The organism is Legionellales bacterium (genome assembly GCA_026125385.1).
Classification (GTDB): Bacteria; Pseudomonadota; Gammaproteobacteria; order JAHCLG01; family JAHCLG01; genus JAHCLG01.
Genome location: JAHCLG010000008.1, coordinates 72,960 through 93,951, shown reverse-complemented (window position 1 = coordinate 93,951; position 20,992 = coordinate 72,960). Strand labels below are relative to the sequence as shown.

Here is a 20,992-nt window from a genome sequence, read left to right as displayed (position 1 = left end):
ATTTTAGATGGATCTATAATCAAATCCTTAGGTTGACTCGCTCTCACGACGAATTGACACACTGACCTAAAATAATCAACCGCTCATTGACAGGAGATATTATCATGATCGAATGCAAAGGTTATGCTGCGCAAAATGCTAAAAGTCCATTACAACCGTTTAGTTTCACCCGTCGCGATGTCCGCGATAATGACGTGCTAATTGAAATTACTCATTGCGGCGTCTGTCATTCCGATATTCACATGGCTCGCAATGAATGGGGAATGTCACTTTATCCCATGGTGCCAGGCCATGAAATTGTTGGTAAAGTTGTGAAGGTGGGATCGCGAGTCCATAAATTTAAAGTAGGCGATCACGTTGGCGTGGGTTGCATGGTCGATTCTTGTCAGCAGTGCCATTATTGCCATGAGCATTTAGAACAATATTGCGAAAAAGGTATGACCATGACATATGGCTCGAAAGAAGCGGCTACCAATACTCTGACTCAAGGTGGATATTCCAATAATATCGTGGTGCGCGAAGAATTCGTATTGAAAATTGCTGATAATTTATCATTAAGTCATGTGGCTCCTTTATTATGTGCCGGGATCACCACCTATTCTCCTTTACGTCGTTGGAATGTGGGTAAAGGCAGCAAAGTGGGCGTGGTGGGTTTAGGTGGCTTAGGTCACATGGCGATTAAACTTGCCCACAGCATGGGTGCCGAAGTGACTTTATTTACGCGCAGTTCCGACAAAGCAAACGATGCGATGGAATTAGGCGCACATCATGTCATTCTTTCGAATGACCGCTCACAAATGGCAAAAGCCGCAAATTCACTGGATTTTATTTTAGATACCGTTTCAGCAACGCATGAAATAAGTCCGTATTTGAATGCGTTAACATTGGAAGGGAGTTTGGTATTTGTCGGTGTGCCGGAGCAACCCCAAAATGTCTCGTTAATGCCATTAATTTTTACCCGTCGCCAAATGGCAGGTTCATTAATCGGTGGGATCCGCGAAACCCAAGAAATGTTAGATTATTGTGCTCAACACAATATTCTGCCTGAAATTGAAATGATTAATATCGATCAAATTAATCATGCATTTGATCGTATTTTAAAAAGTGATGTGAAATATCGTTTTGTGATTGATATGAAATCCTTATGAAAAAAAAAGAGCCAGTAAAACTGGCTCTTTTTTATTAGCAACAAGCTTATTCTGCGGCAGGAGCAGCAGCGTTGTCTTGGTTGTCTGCAGCTTTATTGTCCGCATCTTTTTTAGCAGCTTTTTCTTTTTTGCTGTGATGCTTAGATTTTTTATGATCTTTATTAGCATGATGCTTAGCATGATGTTTTGCATTAGTAGCAACTGTTTGTTGAGCAGCAGCTTGTGCACCAGCAGGAGCATTAGCAGCATCAGTAGCAGCGCTAGCAACGCCTAATAAGCATAAAGGAGCGGAAATTGCCGCAATTAACAAAGCTTTTTTAATAGACATGTTCAAATCCTCATTAAATTGATGAACGAAAAAACTAGGTTTATTGCAACATCAGAATCGAGTTGTGGCTCGTTGATTAGTTCAATCGAACCTAGGTACGCGGAAGCTTAGCAGAGCTTATAGGGTTTGAATAGATCTACTCGTAAAAAATCATTAAAAACTAGAAAAAAAAATGTTTAGATAATATTAGTTTACGATCTGTTTACAATCCATTTACAAAAGGTTTTCTAAGCCATAAACCAACTCGCTTAATTCGGTGACTTTTAGGCAAGCGAGGATCACACCCGGCATGAAGGCTTCGCGTCCGATGGAGTCGTGTTTGATGGTCAGTGTTTCACTGCGCCCACCGAATATCACTTCTTGATGAGCAACCAGCCCCGGCAAACGCACCGAGTGAATAGGAATGGTTTCATATAAAGCGCCGCGCGCACCAACTATGGTTTCTTGGGTATCGGGGTGATGGGGAATTGTCCCTAAAGCAGGTGCCATGAGTTCTGCTGTTTTAATCGCCGTACCAGAAGGCGCATCTAATTTATTTTCATGATGTAATTCGATAATTTCGGCATAACGAAAATATTTCGCCGCGTCTTGCGCGTATTTCATCATTAAAATGGCACCTAACGAAAAATTGGGTGCAATGATGGCACCACGTTGTAATTGCTGGCAACGAGCTTGAAGTGTTGCGATTTGTGGGGGCAATAAGCCGCTGGTGCCAACTACGGGAGATGCACCTTCATCCAAAATAATATTAATATTATTAAATACCGCTTTGGGTTGAGTAAAATCAACGACGATATCGGCGTGATGTTGTTTAATTAATTGAGCTAAATCATCACCTTGTTCTGCCTTGGCAACGAGATTAAATTCTGAGTGTTTTTCTATTGTGTCGCAGGTGATTTTTCCCATGCGACCCTTGGCACCATTGACAATAATTTTTTTCACCGCAATATCCTCTCCCAGTATAACCACAAAATATTTGCTAAACTAAAATGCTTATTCTATAGTAAGAAACTATTTTCAACCATACTGGTTATTGTTTCAAAAAGCAAACATGAGCATCGCTAAAAAAAGAGTATTAAGTGTTTTTAGTTTAGTAATGATCACGGTAACCTCTGTCGATAGCGTACGGAATTTGCCCGCAGCCTCTTTGTTTGGCAGTCAAATCATTGCTTATTTTCTTATTGCCGCCATTTTATTTTTAATTCCCACAGCATTAATTTCAGCAGAATTATCTACCGCCTTGCCTAAACAAGGTGGGGTTTATATTTGGGTAAAAACTGCCTTTGGCGATCGCGCTGGATTTTTAGCGATATGGTTTCAATGGATTGAAAATGTCATTTGGTACCCGACAATTTTATCGTTCATTGCTGGCACGCTGGCATATTTAATCAATCCCCATCTAGCAGATAACCGCTATTTTATTATCACCATTGTTTTGTTGGCATTTTGGGGTGCGACAATTTTAAATTTATTTGGTATGCGTTTATCGGCAAAATTTAGCGAATGGTGTGGTATTTTTGGATTAATTTTACCCATGCTATTAATTATTGGCCTAGGGTTAAGTTGGTTAATTTTGGGTAAACCGTTACAAGTTACCTTAAATTATCACACCATGTTACCCGATTTTTCGCAATCGGGTGTGGTAGTTGCGCTAACTGGAATAATATTGGCGTTTTGTGGCATGGAAATTACCACGGTTTATGCGCAAGAAGTGGAAAATCCACAGCGCGATTATCCTAAAGCACTCTTTATTTCCACGTTAATTTTAATTTCAACGCTGACGTTAGGTTCGTTAGCCATCGCGATGGTTATTCCCAAAAATCAAATCAGTTTAGTGGCCGGTTTAATTGAAGCCTTCGAAGATTTTTTTGTGGCGTATCATGCGGCGTGGTTAGTGCCCTGTGTCGCTGCGATGTTAATTTTAGGTGGGATGGGTAGTGTGAGTAATTGGATTATGGCTCCGTGCAAAGGCTTGTTAGTCGCGGCGAAGGATAATCATTTACCGCAGTGGCTTGCCAAAGAAAATCGCTATGGTGCGCCGACTTCCTTATTAATTTCTCAAGCAGTGATCACCACCTTGTTCACGATGGTTTTTTTATTACTGCCAGGAGTCAATGCCTCCTATTGGCTGTTAACCGCATTAGCTGCGCAATTATATATGGTGATGTATTTGCTAATGTTTGCGACAGGAATTTACATTAAATTTCTACGCCCTGATCTCAAACCCTCTTTTCAAATACCCGGGGGTAAATGGACACACACCTTGATTAGTACATTAGGTATTTTTACTTGCCTATTAACCATTGCCCTAGGATTTTTTCCACCAGACACTTTAAATGTAGGTAGTTTAGCGCGCTATGATGAAATTATTATTATTTCATTAATCATCATGATTTTATTGCCACTGGCTTTATTTCGCCGCAAAAAAAATTAATTCAGCGCTATACTTAACCATAGTACTAAACCTATCCAATGATTATTTAAAAATGCTTGGTGATAACTTTCAGGTTTTCGTTTTGCAATTAAACGCTGTTGATAAACAAATAATAATCCAATGATAATTAAACCACCGTAATAAATGAGTTTTAGTGACTGAAGATAACCTATTATCAACAGTAAAATTAAAAATATTCCTTGTAGAATACCAATGATGATTTGATCATAAGATCCAAATAAAATAGCGGTAGATTTTACGCCAATTTTTTCATCTTCTATTTTATCGCTGAGGGCATAAATGGTATCGTAGGCAATTGTCCACATTAATCCTGCATTATAAAATAGCCATGCCGTCAAGGTTAGAGTATTTTGCACACTGGCAAACGCCATTAAAATACCTAAATTAAAAACAACCCCTAAGACAAATTGTGGTAAATAAGTATAACGTTTACAAAAAGGGTAAAGGATTATTAACGGTGCCGCAATCACGGCGATGATAAAACATAAGCTATTTAACATGACGACGAGTAATAGAGAGAGTATTAAGAGTCCTATAAATATAAACAGTGCTTCGCGCGGCTGAATTAACTTCGCAGCGAGAGGGCGCATTTGAGTACGCGAGACGTGGCGATCGATATTACGATCAGCATAGTCATTGATAGCGCACCCCGCAGAGCGAGTGAATATAACTCCCAGTGAAAAAATTAGGATCAATTTCAAGGAGGGTGTGCTTGGTGTGGCTAGCCATAATGCCGCCAGCGTTGGCCATAATAATAATAAAATGCCAATGGGTTTATCGAGGCGGATGAGTTGCGCGTAATAGTAGAAGCGATTGAACATAGTTTTACTCACTGATCCAAAAAGTTTGATTATCGACGTTGAGTTTTTTTAAAGGATGATGGTATAAGCGCGATAAATTCTCAGCGGTTAACACATTTTCGAGAGCGCCAGCCTCATAAGAATAATCATCATATAATAATAACGCATGTGTGCAATAGCGCGAAACTTGATAAAGATCGTGCAGGCTCATAATAATTAATTTATCAGCGCAACGTTGGAGCAAATAAGTTAAAATAAAATGCTGATGATGAAAATCGAGATGATTACAGATTTCATCTAACGCGATAATAGGCGTGGTTTGTGCCAGAGTGGCGGCAATGGCCACGCGCTGAAATTCTCCACCCGATAACGTTTGAATATTGCGATGAATTAATTTCTCTAAATCCAATTCATGGATGATAGTCTCAAGAATATGTTGATCCTGTCTTGTTAATGCTTGCCAAAGCGTGTGATAAGGAAAGCGCGATTGGGCAATAAATTCACCGACAGTGAGCGGAAATTCTCGCGGTTGATCTTGGAATAATATAGCAAACAATTGGGCGAATTCTTGTTGTGAATAATCACTACTATTACGATGATTAAAGGTAATATCGCCTTGATATTTTAATAAATTCGCTAAACTTAATAGTAGCGATGTTTTACCACTGCCATTACAACCCAAAATTGCCCAACGCTCTGGTGCTCGCATAGTGATATTTAAATTTTGACAAATCATTTTTTTTTGACGAAAAATAGTTAAATGATTTAATTCGAGCGTAATCATGGAATTTTCCGCAGCAATAAAATTAAAAATAAGGGAACGCCGATGAGTGCAGTAACAACTCCCACGGGAATTTGTTGGGGCGATAAGATAGTTTGAGAAAAAGTGTTAGCAAAACATAAAAAGCTCCCGCCTCCCAAGACGCAGCCAGGTAATAATAAACGATAATTACGCAGGCCCAGTAATCTTAATAAATGTGGAATAATTAAACCGATAAAGCCAATTGGGCCTGCTAAGAGTGTGGCAGTCGTGGTTAAAATAGCACAGAGTATTATTAAAAAATAATAGAACAGTGTGGCGTTCATGCCTAAACTGCGTGCCGTCCATTCACCCCGTTGTAAAATGTTCAAAGGTTCAGCCAGAATAAAGGTTAAGATCAAACTCAAACATAAAATGCTTAAGGAAAAATACGGAATGTGAGTTTGATCAATTCTGCCTAACAACCAAAATAACATGCTTTCAGTTTGGTGTTGTTGGCTAATGCTCAACATAAAACTCACCACAGCACTTAAGCCACTTGCCATGATCACTCCACATAATAATAAGCGTTGGCTATGCCACTGCTTGCGATTAAACAGTAAAATAATCGCTAGCGTGATCATTGCCCCGCACCAGCCTAAACAGTGCATGGTGGCTAGGGATAAATCGAATAAGATACTAATAAGCACACCACAAGCAGCGCCACTGGAAATACCAAGAATATAGGGATCGGCGAGTGGATTACTTAAAATAATTTGCAATAATGCGCCGCATAACGCTAATAACCCTCCTACGCAAAATGCGCTGAGTGCGGTGGGTAAACGCAATTGCCAAATAATGGTGTGAGCTAAACTCGGTTTTGGAGAAATTAACGCAGTGATTATTTCTTGCCAGGATAAATAAACATCGCCATTGACCAGCGCATTGAGCAAACTCGCGCAACTGAGTAAGCTGCCAATCAGCAATAGCCCAGTTAGTTTTTGAGGTGAATATGAATAGTTAGTCATGTTGGATAGGCTTAGAATACGGTTAGGGATAATATACCACTCGTAAATTCAGAAACGAAATCAAGTTTTTCTCCTCATGGTTAAGCATTAAATAATTTTTTTGCGTGTCTGATTTTTTTATGGAACAATGAGCCTATCTAGCGCTAATTGATAGTTTTAAGCATGGCAATCATCGATGAAGAGGGATTTCGAGCAAATATAGGGATTGTGTTAAGCGATAAACGTCGTCGTTTATTTTGGGCACGTCGTATTGGACAAGATGCCTGGCAATTTCCTCAAGGTGGAATGCATGAGGGCGAATCGTTCGAAGATACCTTGTATCGCGAACTCGCTGAAGAAATTGGTTTAGAGCCCAATGATGTGGATATTCTCGCCAGTTCTGCCGATTGGCATTATTATCGTATTCCTCAGCACATGTTAAGACATTATCACAAGCCCTTATGTATCGGACAAAAACAACGATGGTTTTTACTACGCTTAATTACCAGCGATCAAAAACTCCGTTTAGATTTAAACGATTCACCCGAGTTTGATAGTTGGCGTTGGGTAAAATATTGGTACCCCGTCAATCACGTTATTAAATTTAAACGTGAAGTTTACCGCCAAGTGTTAGAAGAATTTTCACCCGTAATTTATCGATAGGGCCAGGCCATGTTGGAATTATTGCGTCGCATCGTGCAAGAAGTCAGTAGCGTAGAAACGCTAGCTGATGCATTGCGTTTGATGGCAGAACGCATTTGTGAAGCCATTGAAGCCGATGCCTGTAGTATTTTTTTACGCGAACGCACGACGGATAATTTTATTTTAATGGCAACTGATGGCTTAAATCCTAACTTAATCGGTTTATTAAAAATTAATGTCGATGATAGTTTGGTGGGTTTAGTTGCTAAACGCGGCGAACCGATTAATTTAGACGACGCCGGAGAACATCCTCAATTTCGAGTGGTGCCAGAGTTAGGTGAAGAGCGCATGCGTGCTTTTCTAGGTGTACCCATTATCCGCCAACGCAAAGTGTTAGGGGTGTTGACTGTTCAACAAGAAGAACAACGTCGCTTTGATGAAGCAGAAGAAGCATTTTTAATTACGCTCGCCACGCAATTAGCGGGTGTTATTATTCAAGCGGATGTCGCCATCGAAGCAGACACTCACTCTAAAACAGGATTAGCCACTCTGCATGAAAGCACCTTAATCGGTGTGAGTGGTTGCGATGGCATCGGGATTGGGCAAGGATTAGTAGTGTATCCCGCTGCCGATTTAGATGCTGTGCCAGAACGTCCCGCGCAAAATATTGGAGAAGAGATTGAATTATTTAACGCGGCACTTGAACGTTCGCGGCAAGAAATTCGTCAATTAGCAAAACGTTTAGCCACCACTTTGCCTCCTGAAGAACAAGCCTTATTCGATGTCTATGAACGTATTTTAGATAATGCCAGTCTCGGCGCTGAAGTCATAAAACTTATTCAAGAAAAAAATATTTGGGCACAATCGGCGTTATGCCAAGTTATTAATCGACATATTCGTCAATTTTCAAGTATGGAAGATAATTATTTAAAAGAACGCGCGGATGATATTGAAGATTTAGGCAAGCGCGTGTTATCGCATTTGCAAAGCGACGAACAAGAACAACAAGATTATCCCGATCACACCATTTTAATTGGCGAAGAAATTACGGCGGCTAATATTGCAGAAGCCCCACAAGAAAAAATTGTTGGGATTATTTCAGGGCGTGGCTCGCGTAATTCACACGTGGCGATTTTAGCGCGGGCATTGAATATTCCAACGGTCATGGGTGTCACGGGTTTAAAACCTCAACAATTAGACAATCAAGAAATGATTGTGAATGGCTTCATGGGGCAAGTTCATGTTGCGCCTTCTGCGACAGTAAAAAATGAATTTTTAGCCTTACTCACGCAAACGCGCGCGCTCGATGAAGAATTAGCCGAATTAACCGATCTGCCAGCGCAAACCTTGGATGGCTATCATCTCGCATTATCTGTTAACACCGGATTAGTCGCCGATATCAGTCAATCATTATCGGTGGGAGCAGAAGGTGTGGGTTTATATCGCACAGAAATTCCTTTTATGATCCGTGAGCGCTTTCCCACTGAAAAAGAACAAAGTATTATTTACCAACAATTACTCGCGGCATTTTCACCTCGCCCAGTGATCATGCGCACCCTTGATGTGGGCGGTGATAAAGCGTTGCCTTATATGCCGATTGAGGAAGATAATCCCTTTCTAGGATGGCGCGGTATTCGCTTAACGCTCGATCATCCCGAAGTATTTTTAGTGCAATTGCGCGCGATGTTACGCGCCAATCAGCGCCACCGTAATTTACGCATTTTATTTCCCATGATCACCAATTTAACGGAAGTTACCGATGCGTTACGGTTATTGCATCAGGCGCATCAAGAAGTTTTAGAAGAGGGCATTGATATTGAATTGCCTCCCGTCGGTGCTATGATTGAAGTCCCTGCTGCCGTTTATCAGGCCAGACAATTAGCGCAACGTGTGGATTTTTTATCGGTAGGTTCTAACGACTTAACTCAATATTTATTAGCGGTCGATCGCAATAATCCTCGAGTGGCAAATTTATACGATTCATTGCACCCAGCCGTTTTGCGCGCTTTATTATATATTGCGGAAAGCGCTCATAAAGAAGGGAAAGTGGCGAGTGTGTGTGGTGAAATGGCGGGCGATCCCGTTTGCGCCATTTTATTATTAGCGATGGGTTACGATAGTTTAAGTATGAATTCCAGTAATTTACCGCGAATAAAATGGGTTATTCGTAAATTAACTCTTGCGCGTGCCAAACAATTATTAGAAGAAGTTTTGACTATGGACGATCCTGCTATAATACGTTGCCATTTAGAATTATTTTTAGATGAAATGGGCTTAGGTAATTTAATTAATATGGGAAGAAAAAGTGACCTTCATTGAATTATTATGTTTTTTTCTCACGGGAATTTTAACCGGACTTTTATCGGGTTTACTTGGCATTGGTGGTGGGCTGATTGTGGTTCCAGCATTACTCTTTCTTTTTCAACATTTTACTCCTCAATTAGCGTATCCCGTTCACATGGCCGCTGGCACGTCATTTGCGATTATGATCATTACCTCTATTTCATCGACGTGGCATCATCAACGATACGGTGGTGTGATTTGGCCCTTATATCAAAAATTATTACCCGCTATGGTATTGGGCACTCTCAGTGGTGTTGTGATCGCTAATTTTTTAGAGGGCTCAATCATTAAAATTCTCTTCGGATTCTTTTTATTATTTGTCGCCGTGCGCATGTCGTTATTAATTCAACCTAAACCCACTCGCACGTTACCTGGACGCTTAGGATTAAGTTTGTTTGGTTATGGGGTGGGATTAAAATCCGGCATGTTTGGTGTGGGCGGTGGCACACTGACAGTGCCTTTTTTAACGCGTTGTAATGTTCCCATGCGACAAGCCTCGGGTACTTCTACTATTTGTAGTTTTACCATCGCTCTCGTTGGAACACTGGGCTTTATTATTTCGGGGTTGCGTCATCCAGCGCAGCAAGCGGGTTTCACCGGATATATTTATTGGCCGGCATTTTTTGGTGTGGCGCTGGGCAGTTTACTCAGCACGCCTTTAGGAACGTATTTAGCACAAGTATTACCTGTTAATATCACCAAACGTATTTTTGCGGTTTTATTATTATTTGTCGCACTCCGTTTAATTATTTACTAGGGCATATTGAAAATTCAATTAATGGCTAACATTAGGAATAACACGATGTTGATGTATCCTCAAATTAATCCAGTTGCTTTACAAATTGGCGAATTTAAAATTCATTGGTATGGCATTATGTATTTGATTGGCTTTTTAGGTGCCTGGTTATTATGTTTGCCAGCGTATCGACGCGAACGTTTGGGATTATCGACGGAACAAGTGGGGGATTTAATTTTTTATGGTGCCTTAGGCGTGGTATTGGGCGGTCGCATTGGCTACATGCTATTTTACGATTTTACGCAATTTATTCATCAACCCTGGATCATTATTCGCGTATGGGATGGCGGCATGTCATTTCATGGTGGATTAATCGGTGTGATTTTGACAATGTATTGGTTTGCTAAACGTCATGGTATCGCTTTTTTCGCCTTGACGGATTTCATTGCTCCCGTGGTGCCGATTGGTTTGGGCGCTGGCCGAATTGGCAATTTTATTAATGGTGAATTATGGGGGCGAGTAACCACTGTGCCTTGGGGCATGATCTATCCACAAGCAGGAATGTTACCGCGTCATCCTTCAGAAATTTATGAATTTTTATTGGAGGGCGTTTTATTATTTATTATTCTCTGGTTGTTTCAACGTCAACCACGTCCACGCATGGCGACTTCCGCATTATTTTTAGTAGGCTACGGTTGCTTGCGATTTTTATGCGAATTTTTCCGTCAACCCGATCCGCAACTGGGCTTTATTGCGTTTGGCTGGCTGACTCAAGGGCAATTATTATCAATTCCCATGATTTTGCTGGGGGGTGGATTATTTTATTTTAGTTATCGTTGCGATCGACGCCCATCATTTTGAATCGGGTTAAGATACGCGCTATCATTAACTTTGAATGTAGCGAGCTAGTTGATCGCGTTCGTATTGTAATTCATCAATCGTCCAGCCTAAGACATGGCGGATCGAGACAATTGCATAAACTGTATTATCCTCATTCATCACCGGTAAATGACGGCAACCAATATCGCGCATTAATTCAAAACATTCACCCACTGTGGTATCTGGAGTCACCGTTTTTACCCGACGCGTCATCACATCGCATAATTTCACGACATCGGGATCTTGTTTATTCGCGATAATCTTGGTTAATAAGTCACGCTCGGTAAAAATGCCAGCGAGTTGATTATTTTCCATAATCACTACACTACCAATTTTTTTAGCAGCCATGACTTCAGCCGCTTTTGCCACCGTATCCTCACTCGATAAAATCTGTACGGTTTGGGGTTTTAATAATGAACGAATATGACTCATGATGTTTCTCCTTAAACAGCAATGGGGGCATCGATTTTGGGATGGAATTGATAATTAAGAATTTCAATGTCGTCGAATTTAACTTCGTTAATATCAGTCAGTTGACGTTTAATATTTAATGTGGGTAAAGGTAATGGCTCGCGGGATAATTGGGTAAGCACTTGTTCGATATGATTACTATAAATATGGCAATCCCCACCACTCCAAATAAATTCACCCACCTCCAAACGACAAATGTGTGCGATCAGATGCGTCAGCAAGGCGTAAGAAGCAATATTAAAGGGCACGCCTAAAAAGGCATCGGCAGAACGTTGGGTGAGTAAACATGATAATTGTTTACCAGAAACAAAAAATTGAAATAATAAATGGCAAGGTGGCAGCGCCATTTTATCGAGTTGTCCAACATTCCAGGCAGAAACAATGTGGCGTCTGGAATCGGGGTTGCGCTGAATGGAATGAATGACTTGTTCGATTTGATCGATAATTTCTCCATTTGCACCTTCCCACGCGCGCCATTGTTTTCCATAAATCGGACCTAAATTGCCTTTATCATCTGCCCATTCATTCCAAATGGTGACTTTATTATCGTTTAAATAGCGAATATTGGTGTCGCCACGCAAAAACCACAGTAATTCATGGATAATACTGCGCAAATGCAATTGTTTCGTGGTCACTAAGGGAAAACCTTCTTGTAAATTAAAGCGCATTTGGTAGCCAAAATAGGCCAACGTGCCCGTATTTGTCCGATCAGCTTTTTCCACTCCATAATTTAAAATGTGACGCAAAAAATCTAAATACTGGCGCATGTTGATGTCCCGTAAGCTAAATAAAGATTATTCTACTCGAAGTCATTCGGTAAACAAACTGATTGTTTATCTTAAATTGGAGTAGCGAAAGTGCTATAAGTTCATTTTCGTGAAAGGGTAATTCCAGTACAATGCACGCTAATAAAAGAGTAGGATGCCGGATCGAGGAAATGTTATGGCAAAAATCGTGATTAAAGAATTGAAAGCACAAACTACAATTGGCGTGCATGCGTTTGAACGCAAGATTAAACAAACTGTGGTGTTAGATGTTGAAATGGAGTGGGACATTGGTAATGCCGCGCAGAGTGATGATCTCACTCAGTCGTTAGATTATGCCAGTATCGCAGAATCCTTAACCACTACTATTGAAAACCACCAAACCCAATTATTAGAGCGGTTGATCCTAATTCTAGGGCAAGTATTAGAAGAAAAATATGCTGTGACACATTACAAACTTTATTTACGCAAACCTCATGTGCTGAGTAATGTGCAAGAAGTGGGGGTGATTTTGGAGCGATAGCGATTAAACGAATATACTCTTCATGCCCAAAATCCCATCGTTTTGAGTATATACCCAACGAGCTTCAAGATGCGGTGAGCATCTTGAAGCGCCACTCATCGCGATGGGGGTTTCCAAGGGGGAAAATCGCGATTTTCCCCCTTGGTGAGCGAGCACGAGCTTTGCTCGTGCCGCTCATCAATAAAAAGATATACCGCTCGCCATCTTTTTATCCCGCATCTTCATTGGCGAGCGGTATATTTACATAATGTGTTAATAATACGATATTATAATCCTTGGCAGTTCACCAATAATAAAAAGGTAAGAGGATGTTTAGCGAAGAAGTTAACAGGCTAAGAGATTTAAATAGCACAGCTCAGCATATTTACAAGCAGTATGAAAATCTTATAAATAATTCGAACCGTGATAGCAATAAATTCAGTTGGCCTCAGCATTTAATGCTGGCTTTGATTGTTGGTTGCATTAATTATCCGCTAAGAAACCAGAATGTTTTTTTTGAAAACCATGTTAAAATTTCAAGGTATGTTTTATTTCAATTTAGAAATCAAATCATTAGAAATACTGGAACCACATCCAGCAGTAGCTCACCTCAAACAATACGGAAATATCGGTTAGAATTTATAGATAAGTGCGATAAGTTTCAAAGAAGTTTCTTGGGCAAGTTAACGGATGCGGTTATCAAAAATTATCAAAATAATTTTTTGGCGAAAATGGAGAGTGACAAGAGCGAGCTTATTATAAGCAACCCCGTTTTACCAAAAGACATAATGGAATTTTATGGTTTTTATTTGGCATGCCAAAAATATATTCCAGATAATTCTCTCCCAGAATCTTTGCTCAAAAAAATAGCGGAAATCAATATTGAAACATCTAATATCGCGGAAGATCATTTTTCGAAAGATGATATTAACGCTGTAAAAGCATTTTTTTCTGGAATACCTTCAGAATCGTACGCCGAAATTTTATCAAACTTAATTTATCAATCATTTTATGCTCCGTTAAAATCTATCTTAAAAAATATCAGTGAAATTTCTGGAAGTTTCATTAAGACTTGGTATAAAAAAATTTTTACACCAAACGCCAGCGACTACACAATGAATGAATTTTTTCATATCTGTTATTGGTTTTCACAGTTTTTTATAAACGATGGTGATACAGTTATCTTTTTGGAATCACTGTACTCTATGAACTGGTTTGAAAACGCATCTATTGCATTAAGAAAATTTCTCATGAGCTTTAATCAGAATTATCAAGCGGAATTAAAGAAAGCTTCTCAATCAAATGATGATTTGAGTTTTTCAGATAGTGATTTTGATGATGACGATGATGATGACGATGATGATGACGATGATGATGACGATGATGATGACGATGATGATGATGACGTTGAGGAGCAAGATTATGATGAGGAATCTCATCAAGCGGAATTAAAGAAAAATGAAAGTTCGTTGTTAAAATCAGCCGTTGATTTACGTTTCTCTGCAATCACCCAGTCATCAGTAAAGCATTCATCCAGACAAAAGCGTGCAGCAACGACTGAAATACCCAATCCACGTGACCCTAAATCGGCGAAGCAAACTAATTACTCAGCAGTTGATTGTGAGGTTGTTACCGCAGTGGGTCAATCAGATTGTCCGCATTTAGCAACTTCAGATCAATTATTACCCTCATCATCAAACTCACAAGCTAGCGCAGTCTTAGGGGCTACTTCTTCACAAGCGTCTTGCCTGCATTTAATATCATCCTCGGCTGTGACAAGTAATACTTCTTCACAACCACCTTGCTCGGAATCAACCAATGTATTTCCGTCCCCCTATTCTCTATTTTCTGGAAATAATGCTGGAAATCCAATAGTAATAACAGCTGATAGCGCACCAGCAGCACAAGCAAAACCATTACCTCCAAAGCCCGCTACTCCAGATCCGCAACATGTTATTCATACTAATCCAGCATCAACTATTGCAATGACTGACCAACAAATGTATCAATTAGCTCAACTTATGCAGCAGCAACCCAAGCCTGATGATAATAATACGGGGTTACCTTCCGAGGATGGTTTCCCCACAGATTATACTGTTTCTAATAGTACGTTAGGCCTATTTTTGCGACCGTAATCGCCAACGACATAGTTGCAGTTTTGTGAGTTTTGCGTTATCACTGTCTGTTTGAAATAAGAGTTAGTTAATAATAAGAAACTTGATCGATTAAACCGCTAAAATGGTTAAGCCTTTGTGAGTTATGATCCGACTATGGTTGGATTTATTGTTATTTTATGGATGAGGGGTGATGGCAATGATAGTGATTTTTTCTTTTCCAGGGCCATAGCACCAGAATATGCGATAAGCAGCAGGTGTGTTATTTTCTGCGTAAGCCTCAAACACTTCCTCGCCATTGTGGCCAGTAATTGCAGTATATTTATGGGTATTTAAACCTGGGTGTCGCGGATTTTTTTCCAAGTAATCGAGCGCTTTTAAGACGGCTTTTAATCGTTTTGCTAAGCTTTTATCTTGTTGTAGCAGTGCTAGTTGTGATTTTGCAACAGGCGTAAATTGCAGCTTAAACATTATTCCGTTTCATCTTTGTTAGCATATTTTGCAAAACTACCCAAGTCATGCAGCTTTCCCTCTTTGGCTTCCTCAAGACCTTGTTTTACTGCTTGTAATGCAGATTTATTATCAAATAGCCACTTTTCGCGAGCAGGAATTTCTACCAGCGGATCTAAAATAATGCGGTGATGTTTATCAACGTGCACGGCAAAGCTGCTAATACCTTCGGCTAATTCTCCGAGATAGATCCTGCCTTTGGCGTCGGGTTTAAGTGTTTTTAGCGGGCGGACCATAATTTCACCTGTTATTGTTTGAGTACATGATAAAAGTATAGCACAAAGTGGGAACATCTATAATTGCTTATTTTCCCACCCGACCGAAATAGTTGCAGTTTTGCCAATTTTGCGTTATCACTGTCTTTTTGAAACAAGACCTAGTTAACAATAGGAAACTCAATGCAAATTTTAATGTGTCAACCGGATTATTACGATGTTGTCTATGAAATTAATCCTTGGATGAAAAAAACCACGCAGGTTAATCGCACCTTAGCTCAACAACAATGGCAAGCGTTGTACGAAACTATTCAACAATGTGGTGCGCGTGTGGAATTAATCCCGCCGCAACCACAATGGCCGGATATGGTGTTCACTGCCAATGCAGCGTTAGTTCATCATCGTCAAGTGTATTTAACCCATTTTCGATTTCCAGAACGTCAAGGTGAACGCGGTTTTTTTAAAGAATGGTTTTTAGCGCAGGGCTATGAAATCTTAGGTGACGATTTATCTTTTTATCATGAAAAGAATTTTCAAGGATCCTATTTTGAAGGGGCAGGTGATGCGTTATTTGCGGGTGAGATTTTATTTGTAGCCCATGGCTTTCGTAGCGATAAAAAAGTGTATCAAGATATTCTTGAAAAAATGAACATTAAAAAAATGGTATTATGCGAATTAATTGACTCCTATTATTATCATCTCGATACCTGTTTTTGCCCACTTAACGATCGTCAAGCGATTTGGTGGCCGCAGGCGTTTAGTTTAGAATCTCAAGAAATGATGCAACATCAAATGGAATTGTTCAGTGTGCCAGAACACGAGGCAAAATTATTTGCTTGTAATGCGGTAGTGATAGCAAACAAGGTGATTATTCCCAGTGGTTGCGTAGAAACCCAGAAAATACTCGAGCAATTAGGCTGTGAAGTTTATTTTTGTGATATGAGTGAATTTATTAAAGCGGGTGGCGCGTGTAAATGTTTAACCTTAGCGTTATAAAAGGTGAATGATGAATTTTATCGAAATAGAAAATCAATTTGGGGCGCATCACTACAAACCTTTACCGGTTGTTTTAACGAAAGCGCAAGGAATTTTTGCCTGGGATGTTCAGGGTAAACGTTATATCGATATGATGAGTGCGTATTCAGCCGTGAGTCACGGGCATTGTAATGAAGAATTAATTAAAACGTTAACCGCGCAAGCACACCAATTAAATGTTATTTCACGCGCGTATTACAGCGATAAACTAGCTCCGTTTTTGCAAAAAGCCTGCACCATGATGGGGTTTGATATGGCATTGCCGATGAATTCGGGGGCAGAAGCGGTAGAAACTGCTTTAAAAGCCGCACGAAAATGGGCCTATACCGTCAAAAAAATTCCAGGAAATACGGCTGAAATTATTGCTTGTCAGGGCAATTTTCATGGTCGCACAATTAGTATTGTGGCAATGTCTTCTGAGCCACAATACCAAGCCGGATTTGGCCCTTTTCCCAGTGGCTTTAAATTAATTCCCTATGGCGATGCGGAAGCGTTGCGTCAAGCTATCACGCCCAACACCGCGGCATTTTTAGTGGAGCCTATTCAAGGTGAAGGCGGAATTATTTTACCCCCTCCGGGATTTTTACAAGCCGCCCAGCAAATTTGTCGGGAAAATAATGTATTATTAATCTGCGATGAAATTCAAACGGGATTAGGCCGTACCGGAAAAGTATTAGCGTGCCAACATGAAAATATTATTCCCGATGCGGTTATTTTAGGTAAAGCGTTAGGAGGAGGCATGTTGCCTGTCTCGTTATTTTTAGCTAAACGAGAAGTGATGAATGTGTTTACGCCCGGCGATCATGGTAGTACGTTTGGAGGTAATCCTTTAGCCTCTGCCGTCGCCCTGCGAGCACTCGAATTAATTGAAGAATGCCAGTTATGTGAAAATGCGCAAATCATGGGGGATTATTTTATTGCGCGGTTACACAGCATTTCTCGATCACCGATAACACAGATTCGCGGCAAAGGATTACTGATTGGTTTGGAAATTGATCCGCACATTGCGAGTGGTCGTGAATTTTGTTTACGTCTGCTAGAGAAAGGCATTTTAAGCAAAGAAACGCACGATACGGTGGTGCGTTTGGCGCCACCATTAATTATTAATGAACCACAAATTGATGAAGCGATAAACCTCATTCGTGAGGTCATCGAGAGCTTTTAGGTTAAAAACAATATTATCATTAAGTGAGCCATGCAAGGTTTCAAACATAGATTATTAACAACAAACCGTTGGATAAATGCCGAAGCGCTTGCAGCCGAATGCCATGATAACAATTTATTCTCATGGCTAACTCACGCGGGTTCTTTCACGCAAGCGTTTAATCAGTTATTTAATTATCCGCTGCAAGTGGAAGTGTTAACTGAAAAACAAGCTATCATCGCGGCGGCTGAAGCAAATTATCTTAATTTACCCCATCATGCTACCGCTCATGTGCGCGAAGTGAAATTATACTCTGAAAATATCATTTTCATGTATGCTCGCACGGTGATCCCTTTGCCAACGTGGGATGATAATAATAATGCGTTAGGAAAACTCGGTGATACGCCGTTAGGCTACTATTTATTTCAACATCCCAGTATGCAGCGCAGTTCATTAGAGTTCATGGCGATCGATAAAACCCAGTCCATTTGGGCGCGGCGTTCGCAGTTTTATTTGGATAAAAAACCGTTGGCATTATACGAAATATTTTTGCCAAGTCTTAAATTGAAATGTTGTCGTTAAACCCTCATAAGAATATTCATTCGTGAGATTTTGAAAAGGCTCTAAACACTCATTAGAAAATATGTTGATCCGTTTGTTGCTCCTGATAAGACGGATTATTATCGTAATTAAATTGATCGGAATAGGGTTCAAATTGTGGCTCATATTGTTTGCGGAATACTTCAAATTCACCATAATTTGATCCCGGCGCTGTGCGTTGACCAGTTCGCGGATCAATTCGTACGTAGACTAACCCAGGAGGTTCAGGTAGTGTGTGCTCCGGTTTATCTTTTAATGCCACCGACATGTAATCAATCCAGATAGGTAAAGCTGCTTGCGCGCCATATTCACGCAATGATTGCGGATTATCAAACCCCACCCACACAGTCGTGATCACATCGGCATTAAATCCTGAAAACCACGCGTCGAATTTATCGTTAGTGGTTCCCGTTTTTCCGGCAATATCACTGCGTTTCATGTCCAAGGCGCGTCGCGCAGTTCCTCGTTTTATAACGTCTTGTAGCGCAGAATTAATAATAAAAGCATTTTGTGGAGAAATAACTTGTGGGGCGATTTGATCGGGTGGTGGTAAATTCGGTGAAAGTGCATCGATATCATTGCAGGCCGTGCAAGCGATTTTAGGATGAGCTTGATAAATTGTTTTACCATCGAGATCATCAATTCTATCGATAAAATAAGGCGTAATTCGGTAACCCCCATTCGCAAAAGTGGCATAACCTGTGGCTAATTCTAACGGCGTAACCTGGGCGGTGCCTAAGGCTAAGGTTAGATTAGGAGGTAAACGTTTTGGATCAAATCCAAACCGAGAAATATAATCGATGGCATTGGGGATACCAATCGCCTCTAACAAACGAATAGAGACTAAATTTCGCGATTGCATTAATGCCACGCGCAAGCGCATCGGGCCGTAAAATTTGCGATCGGAGTTTTGTGGACGCCAGGGTTTTTGGCCTGGAATGGTGATAACAATGGGGGCGTCATTGACAATGCTTGCCAGAGTAAAGCCTTGTGCTAGGGCGGCGGAATAAATAAACGGTTTAAAGCTAGATCCTGGTTGTAACTCACCTTGAGTCGCGCGATTAAATTTACTTTTATAATAATCGTAGCCACCAATAATAGCGAGAATAGCACCATTACCAGGATTTAATGAAACTAAAGCACTTTCGGCGCGTGGAACTTCGCCTAACGTCCATTCATCGGGAGATTTTTCCCAAACTCTTACCACGTTGCCTTCAGTAAAAATCTTTTGGAGTGGACGTCTTGTCCACGCCAAGCCTTTCCATGAAATCGTTACGATTTTGCCATTGGCTAATAAAATTTGCGAAGTTTGTTTTTCAGAATGGATTACCGCGCCAGGTAATAAAGCACCAATTCGCGATGTTTTTCGTAATGCTTTAATCCACGTTTCTTTTTGGTCGGGAGAATAATTCCCGAGATTTTTGGTTGGTAGAGGATAGGGGTAGGCGCGACGAATGGTGTAGGCCAACAAACCCTTTTGCACGGCCTTGATGGCAGCCGTTTGATTTTTACTGCTCACGGTCGTATACACACTAAAACCTTCGGTATAAGCGTCTTCTCCGTATTTAGCGAATAATGCTTGGCGCACCATTTCAGCGAGATACATAGCTTCTACTTGGATTTGAGGCCCGTGATAACGTGCCTTGATGGGTTCGAGAATAGCTTGTTCATAAGCTTTTTTATCGATGTAATGTAATTCATACATGCGTTTTAAAACATGATCACGACGATTCTTGGCACTGACAGGATTGGACACGGGATTATTGGCAGAAGGTGCTTGTGCGAGTCCGCCAATCATGGCCATTTCGGCAAGAGTGAGTTGATCGAGAGTTTTGTTGTAATACACTTTCGCGGCAGCGCCCACGCCATACGCGCGATTACCAAGATAAATTTTATTTAAGTAAAGTTCTAAAATTTTTTCTTTGGAAAATTCATGATCAATTCGCAAAGCCAATAAAATTTCATTAAATTTACGGCTGTAAGTTTTTTCGCGTGATAAAAAGAAATTTCGTGCGACTTGCATAGTGATGGTGCTAGCACCTTGTTCTTTGCGTCCGGTTAAAAATAATTGTTTGGCCGCACGAATTAATCCAATAAAATCGACGCCACTGTGTTCATAAAAACGTTGATCTTCGGTAGATAAAAATGCTTCTTGTAATAATTTAGGGATTTGGGGAAGTTCAACTGGAATACGACGTTTTTCACCGAATTCTGCAATTAATTTTCCATCGGAAGTGTATATTTTCATGGGAACTTGCAAATGCATGTCTTTTAAAACAGCAACATCGGGTAATTTATATTGCATGTAAAAATAACAATAGCACACTAAAATAACGCCAAGAACAAATACCACCATGGCGAGTCGGAATAAATTAACGATGAGTATTTGAAAATATTTCATGATGTCTGTATTGCCAGTTGATTAAAGGCTGAATGTTTACGCATTATCCCTGAATTTTTACGCATAATCAAAACTTTCGCGGCATACACATTTTCAGTGTGCGAGCATGAGCTTTGCTCGTGCCGCTTGCCATCATTTTATCTCGTAACTTCATTGGTG

Annotated in this window: 21 protein-coding genes; 11 read left to right on the top strand and 10 right to left on the bottom strand. The window is 40.4% G+C overall.

Annotation, left to right across the window (positions count from 1 at the left end):
- The first annotated feature begins 104 nt into the window (after positions 1-104).
- On the top strand, positions 105-1,148 hold the full coding sequence (locus KIT27_04915; protein ID MCW5588988.1) for an NAD(P)-dependent alcohol dehydrogenase: 1,044 nt from the start codon (positions 105-107) through the stop codon (positions 1,146-1,148).
- A 46-nt stretch (positions 1,149-1,194) separates the two neighbouring features.
- Here the strand turns inward: KIT27_04915 and KIT27_04910 are convergent, their stop codons facing one another.
- Both KIT27_04910 and dapB read right to left on the bottom strand, forming a co-directional pair.
- Entirely contained in the window at positions 1,195-1,476 is a 282-nt protein-coding gene (locus KIT27_04910; GenBank protein ID MCW5588987.1) for a hypothetical protein, read from the bottom strand.
- Positions 1,477-1,689: 213 nt separating this feature from the next.
- Positions 1,690-2,424: a 4-hydroxy-tetrahydrodipicolinate reductase gene (gene dapB / locus KIT27_04905; protein MCW5588986.1), complete on the bottom strand. Its 735-nt coding sequence runs from the start codon at positions 2,422-2,424 to the stop codon at positions 1,690-1,692.
- Positions 2,425-2,527: 103 nt separating this feature from the next.
- On the opposite strand from dapB, the gene KIT27_04900 reads away from it, so the two are divergent.
- Positions 2,528-3,910 (top strand): amino acid permease, encoded by a 1,383-nt coding sequence (locus tag KIT27_04900; protein MCW5588985.1) that lies wholly within the window; start codon positions 2,528-2,530, stop codon positions 3,908-3,910.
- On the opposite strand, the gene ubiA is transcribed toward KIT27_04900, so the two are convergent.
- The 3 genes from ubiA to KIT27_04885 are packed head-to-tail and all read right to left on the bottom strand — an operon-like array spanning position 3,907 to position 6,498.
- Complete coding sequence (ubiA, locus tag KIT27_04895) at positions 3,907-4,752, bottom strand: 4-hydroxybenzoate octaprenyltransferase (GenBank protein MCW5588984.1); 846 nt, start codon at positions 4,750-4,752, stop codon at positions 3,907-3,909. The two genes, KIT27_04900 and ubiA, sit on opposite strands and share 4 nt — an antisense overlap.
- Before the next feature lie 4 nt (positions 4,753-4,756).
- Positions 4,757-5,515 carry an ABC transporter ATP-binding protein gene (locus tag KIT27_04890; GenBank protein MCW5588983.1) on the bottom strand — a complete coding sequence of 253 codons (759 nt, stop codon included), beginning with the start codon at positions 5,513-5,515 and terminating at the stop codon, positions 4,757-4,759.
- A complete protein-coding gene (locus KIT27_04885; GenBank protein MCW5588982.1) occupies positions 5,512-6,498 on the bottom strand; it encodes an iron ABC transporter permease in 987 nt (328 codons plus the stop codon). Before KIT27_04885 ends, KIT27_04890 begins: the two co-directional genes overlap by 4 nt.
- 162 nt (positions 6,499-6,660) lie before the next feature.
- Between KIT27_04885 and KIT27_04880 the strand changes: the two genes are divergently transcribed.
- The 4 genes from KIT27_04880 to lgt are packed head-to-tail and all read left to right on the top strand — an operon-like array spanning position 6,661 to position 11,059.
- Positions 6,661-7,140 carry an RNA pyrophosphohydrolase gene (locus tag KIT27_04880; protein MCW5588981.1) on the top strand — a complete coding sequence of 160 codons (480 nt, stop codon included), beginning with the start codon at positions 6,661-6,663 and terminating at the stop codon, positions 7,138-7,140.
- 9 nt (positions 7,141-7,149) lie between these two features.
- Positions 7,150-9,438: a phosphoenolpyruvate--protein phosphotransferase gene (gene ptsP / locus KIT27_04875; protein MCW5588980.1), complete on the top strand. Its 2,289-nt coding sequence runs from the start codon at positions 7,150-7,152 to the stop codon at positions 9,436-9,438.
- Complete coding sequence (locus KIT27_04870; protein ID MCW5588979.1) at positions 9,425-10,219, top strand: sulfite exporter TauE/SafE family protein; 795 nt, start codon at positions 9,425-9,427, stop codon at positions 10,217-10,219. Before ptsP ends, KIT27_04870 begins: the two co-directional genes overlap by 14 nt.
- 45 nt (positions 10,220-10,264) lie before the next feature.
- Positions 10,265-11,059: a prolipoprotein diacylglyceryl transferase gene (gene lgt / locus KIT27_04865; protein ID MCW5588978.1), complete on the top strand. Its 795-nt coding sequence runs from the start codon at positions 10,265-10,267 to the stop codon at positions 11,057-11,059.
- A gap of 24 nt (positions 11,060-11,083) precedes the next feature.
- Here the strand turns inward: lgt and KIT27_04860 are convergent, their stop codons facing one another.
- Entirely contained in the window at positions 11,084-11,509 is a 426-nt protein-coding gene (locus KIT27_04860; GenBank protein ID MCW5588977.1) for a CBS domain-containing protein, read from the bottom strand.
- Between the two features lie 11 nt (positions 11,510-11,520).
- Entirely contained in the window at positions 11,521-12,315 is a 795-nt protein-coding gene (locus tag KIT27_04855; GenBank protein MCW5588976.1) for a thymidylate synthase, read from the bottom strand.
- A 175-nt stretch (positions 12,316-12,490) separates the two neighbouring features.
- On the opposite strand from KIT27_04855, the gene folB reads away from it, so the two are divergent.
- Together folB and KIT27_04845 are read left to right on the top strand one after the other, a co-directional pair.
- Positions 12,491-12,835 (top strand): dihydroneopterin aldolase, encoded by a 345-nt coding sequence (folB, locus tag KIT27_04850; GenBank protein MCW5588975.1) that lies wholly within the window; start codon positions 12,491-12,493, stop codon positions 12,833-12,835.
- A gap of 308 nt (positions 12,836-13,143) precedes the next feature.
- The gene (locus tag KIT27_04845) at positions 13,144-14,949 is read left to right on the top strand and encodes a hypothetical protein (GenBank protein MCW5588974.1); all 1,806 of its coding nucleotides are present in this window, start codon (positions 13,144-13,146) and stop codon (positions 14,947-14,949) included.
- Positions 14,950-15,105: 156 nt separating this feature from the next.
- On the opposite strand, the gene KIT27_04840 is transcribed toward KIT27_04845, so the two are convergent.
- Both KIT27_04840 and KIT27_04835 read right to left on the bottom strand, forming a co-directional pair.
- A complete protein-coding gene (locus KIT27_04840) occupies positions 15,106-15,399 on the bottom strand; it encodes a hypothetical protein (protein ID MCW5588973.1) in 294 nt (97 codons plus the stop codon).
- On the bottom strand, positions 15,399-15,674 hold the full coding sequence (locus KIT27_04835; protein ID MCW5588972.1) for a hypothetical protein: 276 nt from the start codon (positions 15,672-15,674) through the stop codon (positions 15,399-15,401). The genes KIT27_04840 and KIT27_04835 overlap by 1 nt, the downstream gene beginning before the upstream one ends.
- A gap of 162 nt (positions 15,675-15,836) precedes the next feature.
- On the opposite strand from KIT27_04835, the gene KIT27_04830 reads away from it, so the two are divergent.
- From KIT27_04830 to KIT27_04820, 3 genes are read left to right on the top strand one after another with little or no spacing between them, the layout of a single operon-like run.
- Positions 15,837-16,649 (top strand): amidinotransferase, encoded by an 813-nt coding sequence (locus KIT27_04830; protein ID MCW5588971.1) that lies wholly within the window; start codon positions 15,837-15,839, stop codon positions 16,647-16,649.
- Between the two features lie 7 nt (positions 16,650-16,656).
- Complete coding sequence (gene rocD / locus KIT27_04825; protein MCW5588970.1) at positions 16,657-17,853, top strand: ornithine--oxo-acid transaminase; 1,197 nt, start codon at positions 16,657-16,659, stop codon at positions 17,851-17,853.
- Between the two features lie 30 nt (positions 17,854-17,883).
- Positions 17,884-18,414 carry a chorismate lyase gene (locus KIT27_04820; protein MCW5588969.1) on the top strand — a complete coding sequence of 177 codons (531 nt, stop codon included), beginning with the start codon at positions 17,884-17,886 and terminating at the stop codon, positions 18,412-18,414.
- Between the two features lie 52 nt (positions 18,415-18,466).
- On the opposite strand, the gene KIT27_04815 is transcribed toward KIT27_04820, so the two are convergent.
- Entirely contained in the window at positions 18,467-20,833 is a 2,367-nt protein-coding gene (locus tag KIT27_04815; protein ID MCW5588968.1) for a penicillin-binding protein 1A, read from the bottom strand.
- Positions 20,834-20,992: the final 159 nt, after the last annotated feature.

Bases quoted from the DNA above. Each gene is read 5' to 3' on its own strand.
- ubiA (MCW5588984.1), bottom strand. From the start codon at position 4,752: ATGTTCAATCGCTTCTACTATTACGCGCAACTCATCCGCCTCGATAAA.
- KIT27_04900 (MCW5588985.1), top strand. From the start codon at position 2,528: ATGAGCATCGCTAAAAAAAGAGTATTAAGTGTTTTTAGTTTAGTAATG.
- KIT27_04885 (MCW5588982.1), bottom strand. From the start codon at position 6,498: ATGACTAACTATTCATATTCACCTCAAAAACTAACTGGGCTATTGCTG.
- KIT27_04820 (MCW5588969.1), top strand. From the start codon at position 17,884: ATGCAAGGTTTCAAACATAGATTATTAACAACAAACCGTTGGATAAAT.
- rocD (MCW5588970.1), top strand. From the start codon at position 16,657: ATGATGAATTTTATCGAAATAGAAAATCAATTTGGGGCGCATCACTAC.
- KIT27_04840 (MCW5588973.1), bottom strand. From the start codon at position 15,399: ATGTTTAAGCTGCAATTTACGCCTGTTGCAAAATCACAACTAGCACTG.
- KIT27_04845 (MCW5588974.1), top strand. From the start codon at position 13,144: ATGTTTAGCGAAGAAGTTAACAGGCTAAGAGATTTAAATAGCACAGCT.
- KIT27_04890 (MCW5588983.1), bottom strand. From the start codon at position 5,515: ATGATTACGCTCGAATTAAATCATTTAACTATTTTTCGTCAAAAAAAA.
- lgt (MCW5588978.1), top strand. From the start codon at position 10,265: ATGTTGATGTATCCTCAAATTAATCCAGTTGCTTTACAAATTGGCGAA.
- KIT27_04910 (MCW5588987.1), bottom strand. From the start codon at position 1,476: ATGTCTATTAAAAAAGCTTTGTTAATTGCGGCAATTTCCGCTCCTTTA.
- KIT27_04855 (MCW5588976.1), bottom strand. From the start codon at position 12,315: ATGCGCCAGTATTTAGATTTTTTGCGTCACATTTTAAATTATGGAGTG.
- KIT27_04830 (MCW5588971.1), top strand. From the start codon at position 15,837: ATGCAAATTTTAATGTGTCAACCGGATTATTACGATGTTGTCTATGAA.
- KIT27_04835 (MCW5588972.1), bottom strand. From the start codon at position 15,674: ATGGTCCGCCCGCTAAAAACACTTAAACCCGACGCCAAAGGCAGGATC.
- KIT27_04860 (MCW5588977.1), bottom strand. From the start codon at position 11,509: ATGAGTCATATTCGTTCATTATTAAAACCCCAAACCGTACAGATTTTA.
- KIT27_04880 (MCW5588981.1), top strand. From the start codon at position 6,661: ATGGCAATCATCGATGAAGAGGGATTTCGAGCAAATATAGGGATTGTG.
- ptsP (MCW5588980.1), top strand. From the start codon at position 7,150: ATGTTGGAATTATTGCGTCGCATCGTGCAAGAAGTCAGTAGCGTAGAA.
- KIT27_04915 (MCW5588988.1), top strand. From the start codon at position 105: ATGATCGAATGCAAAGGTTATGCTGCGCAAAATGCTAAAAGTCCATTA.
- KIT27_04815 (MCW5588968.1), bottom strand. From the start codon at position 20,833: ATGAAATATTTTCAAATACTCATCGTTAATTTATTCCGACTCGCCATG.
- folB (MCW5588975.1), top strand. From the start codon at position 12,491: ATGGCAAAAATCGTGATTAAAGAATTGAAAGCACAAACTACAATTGGC.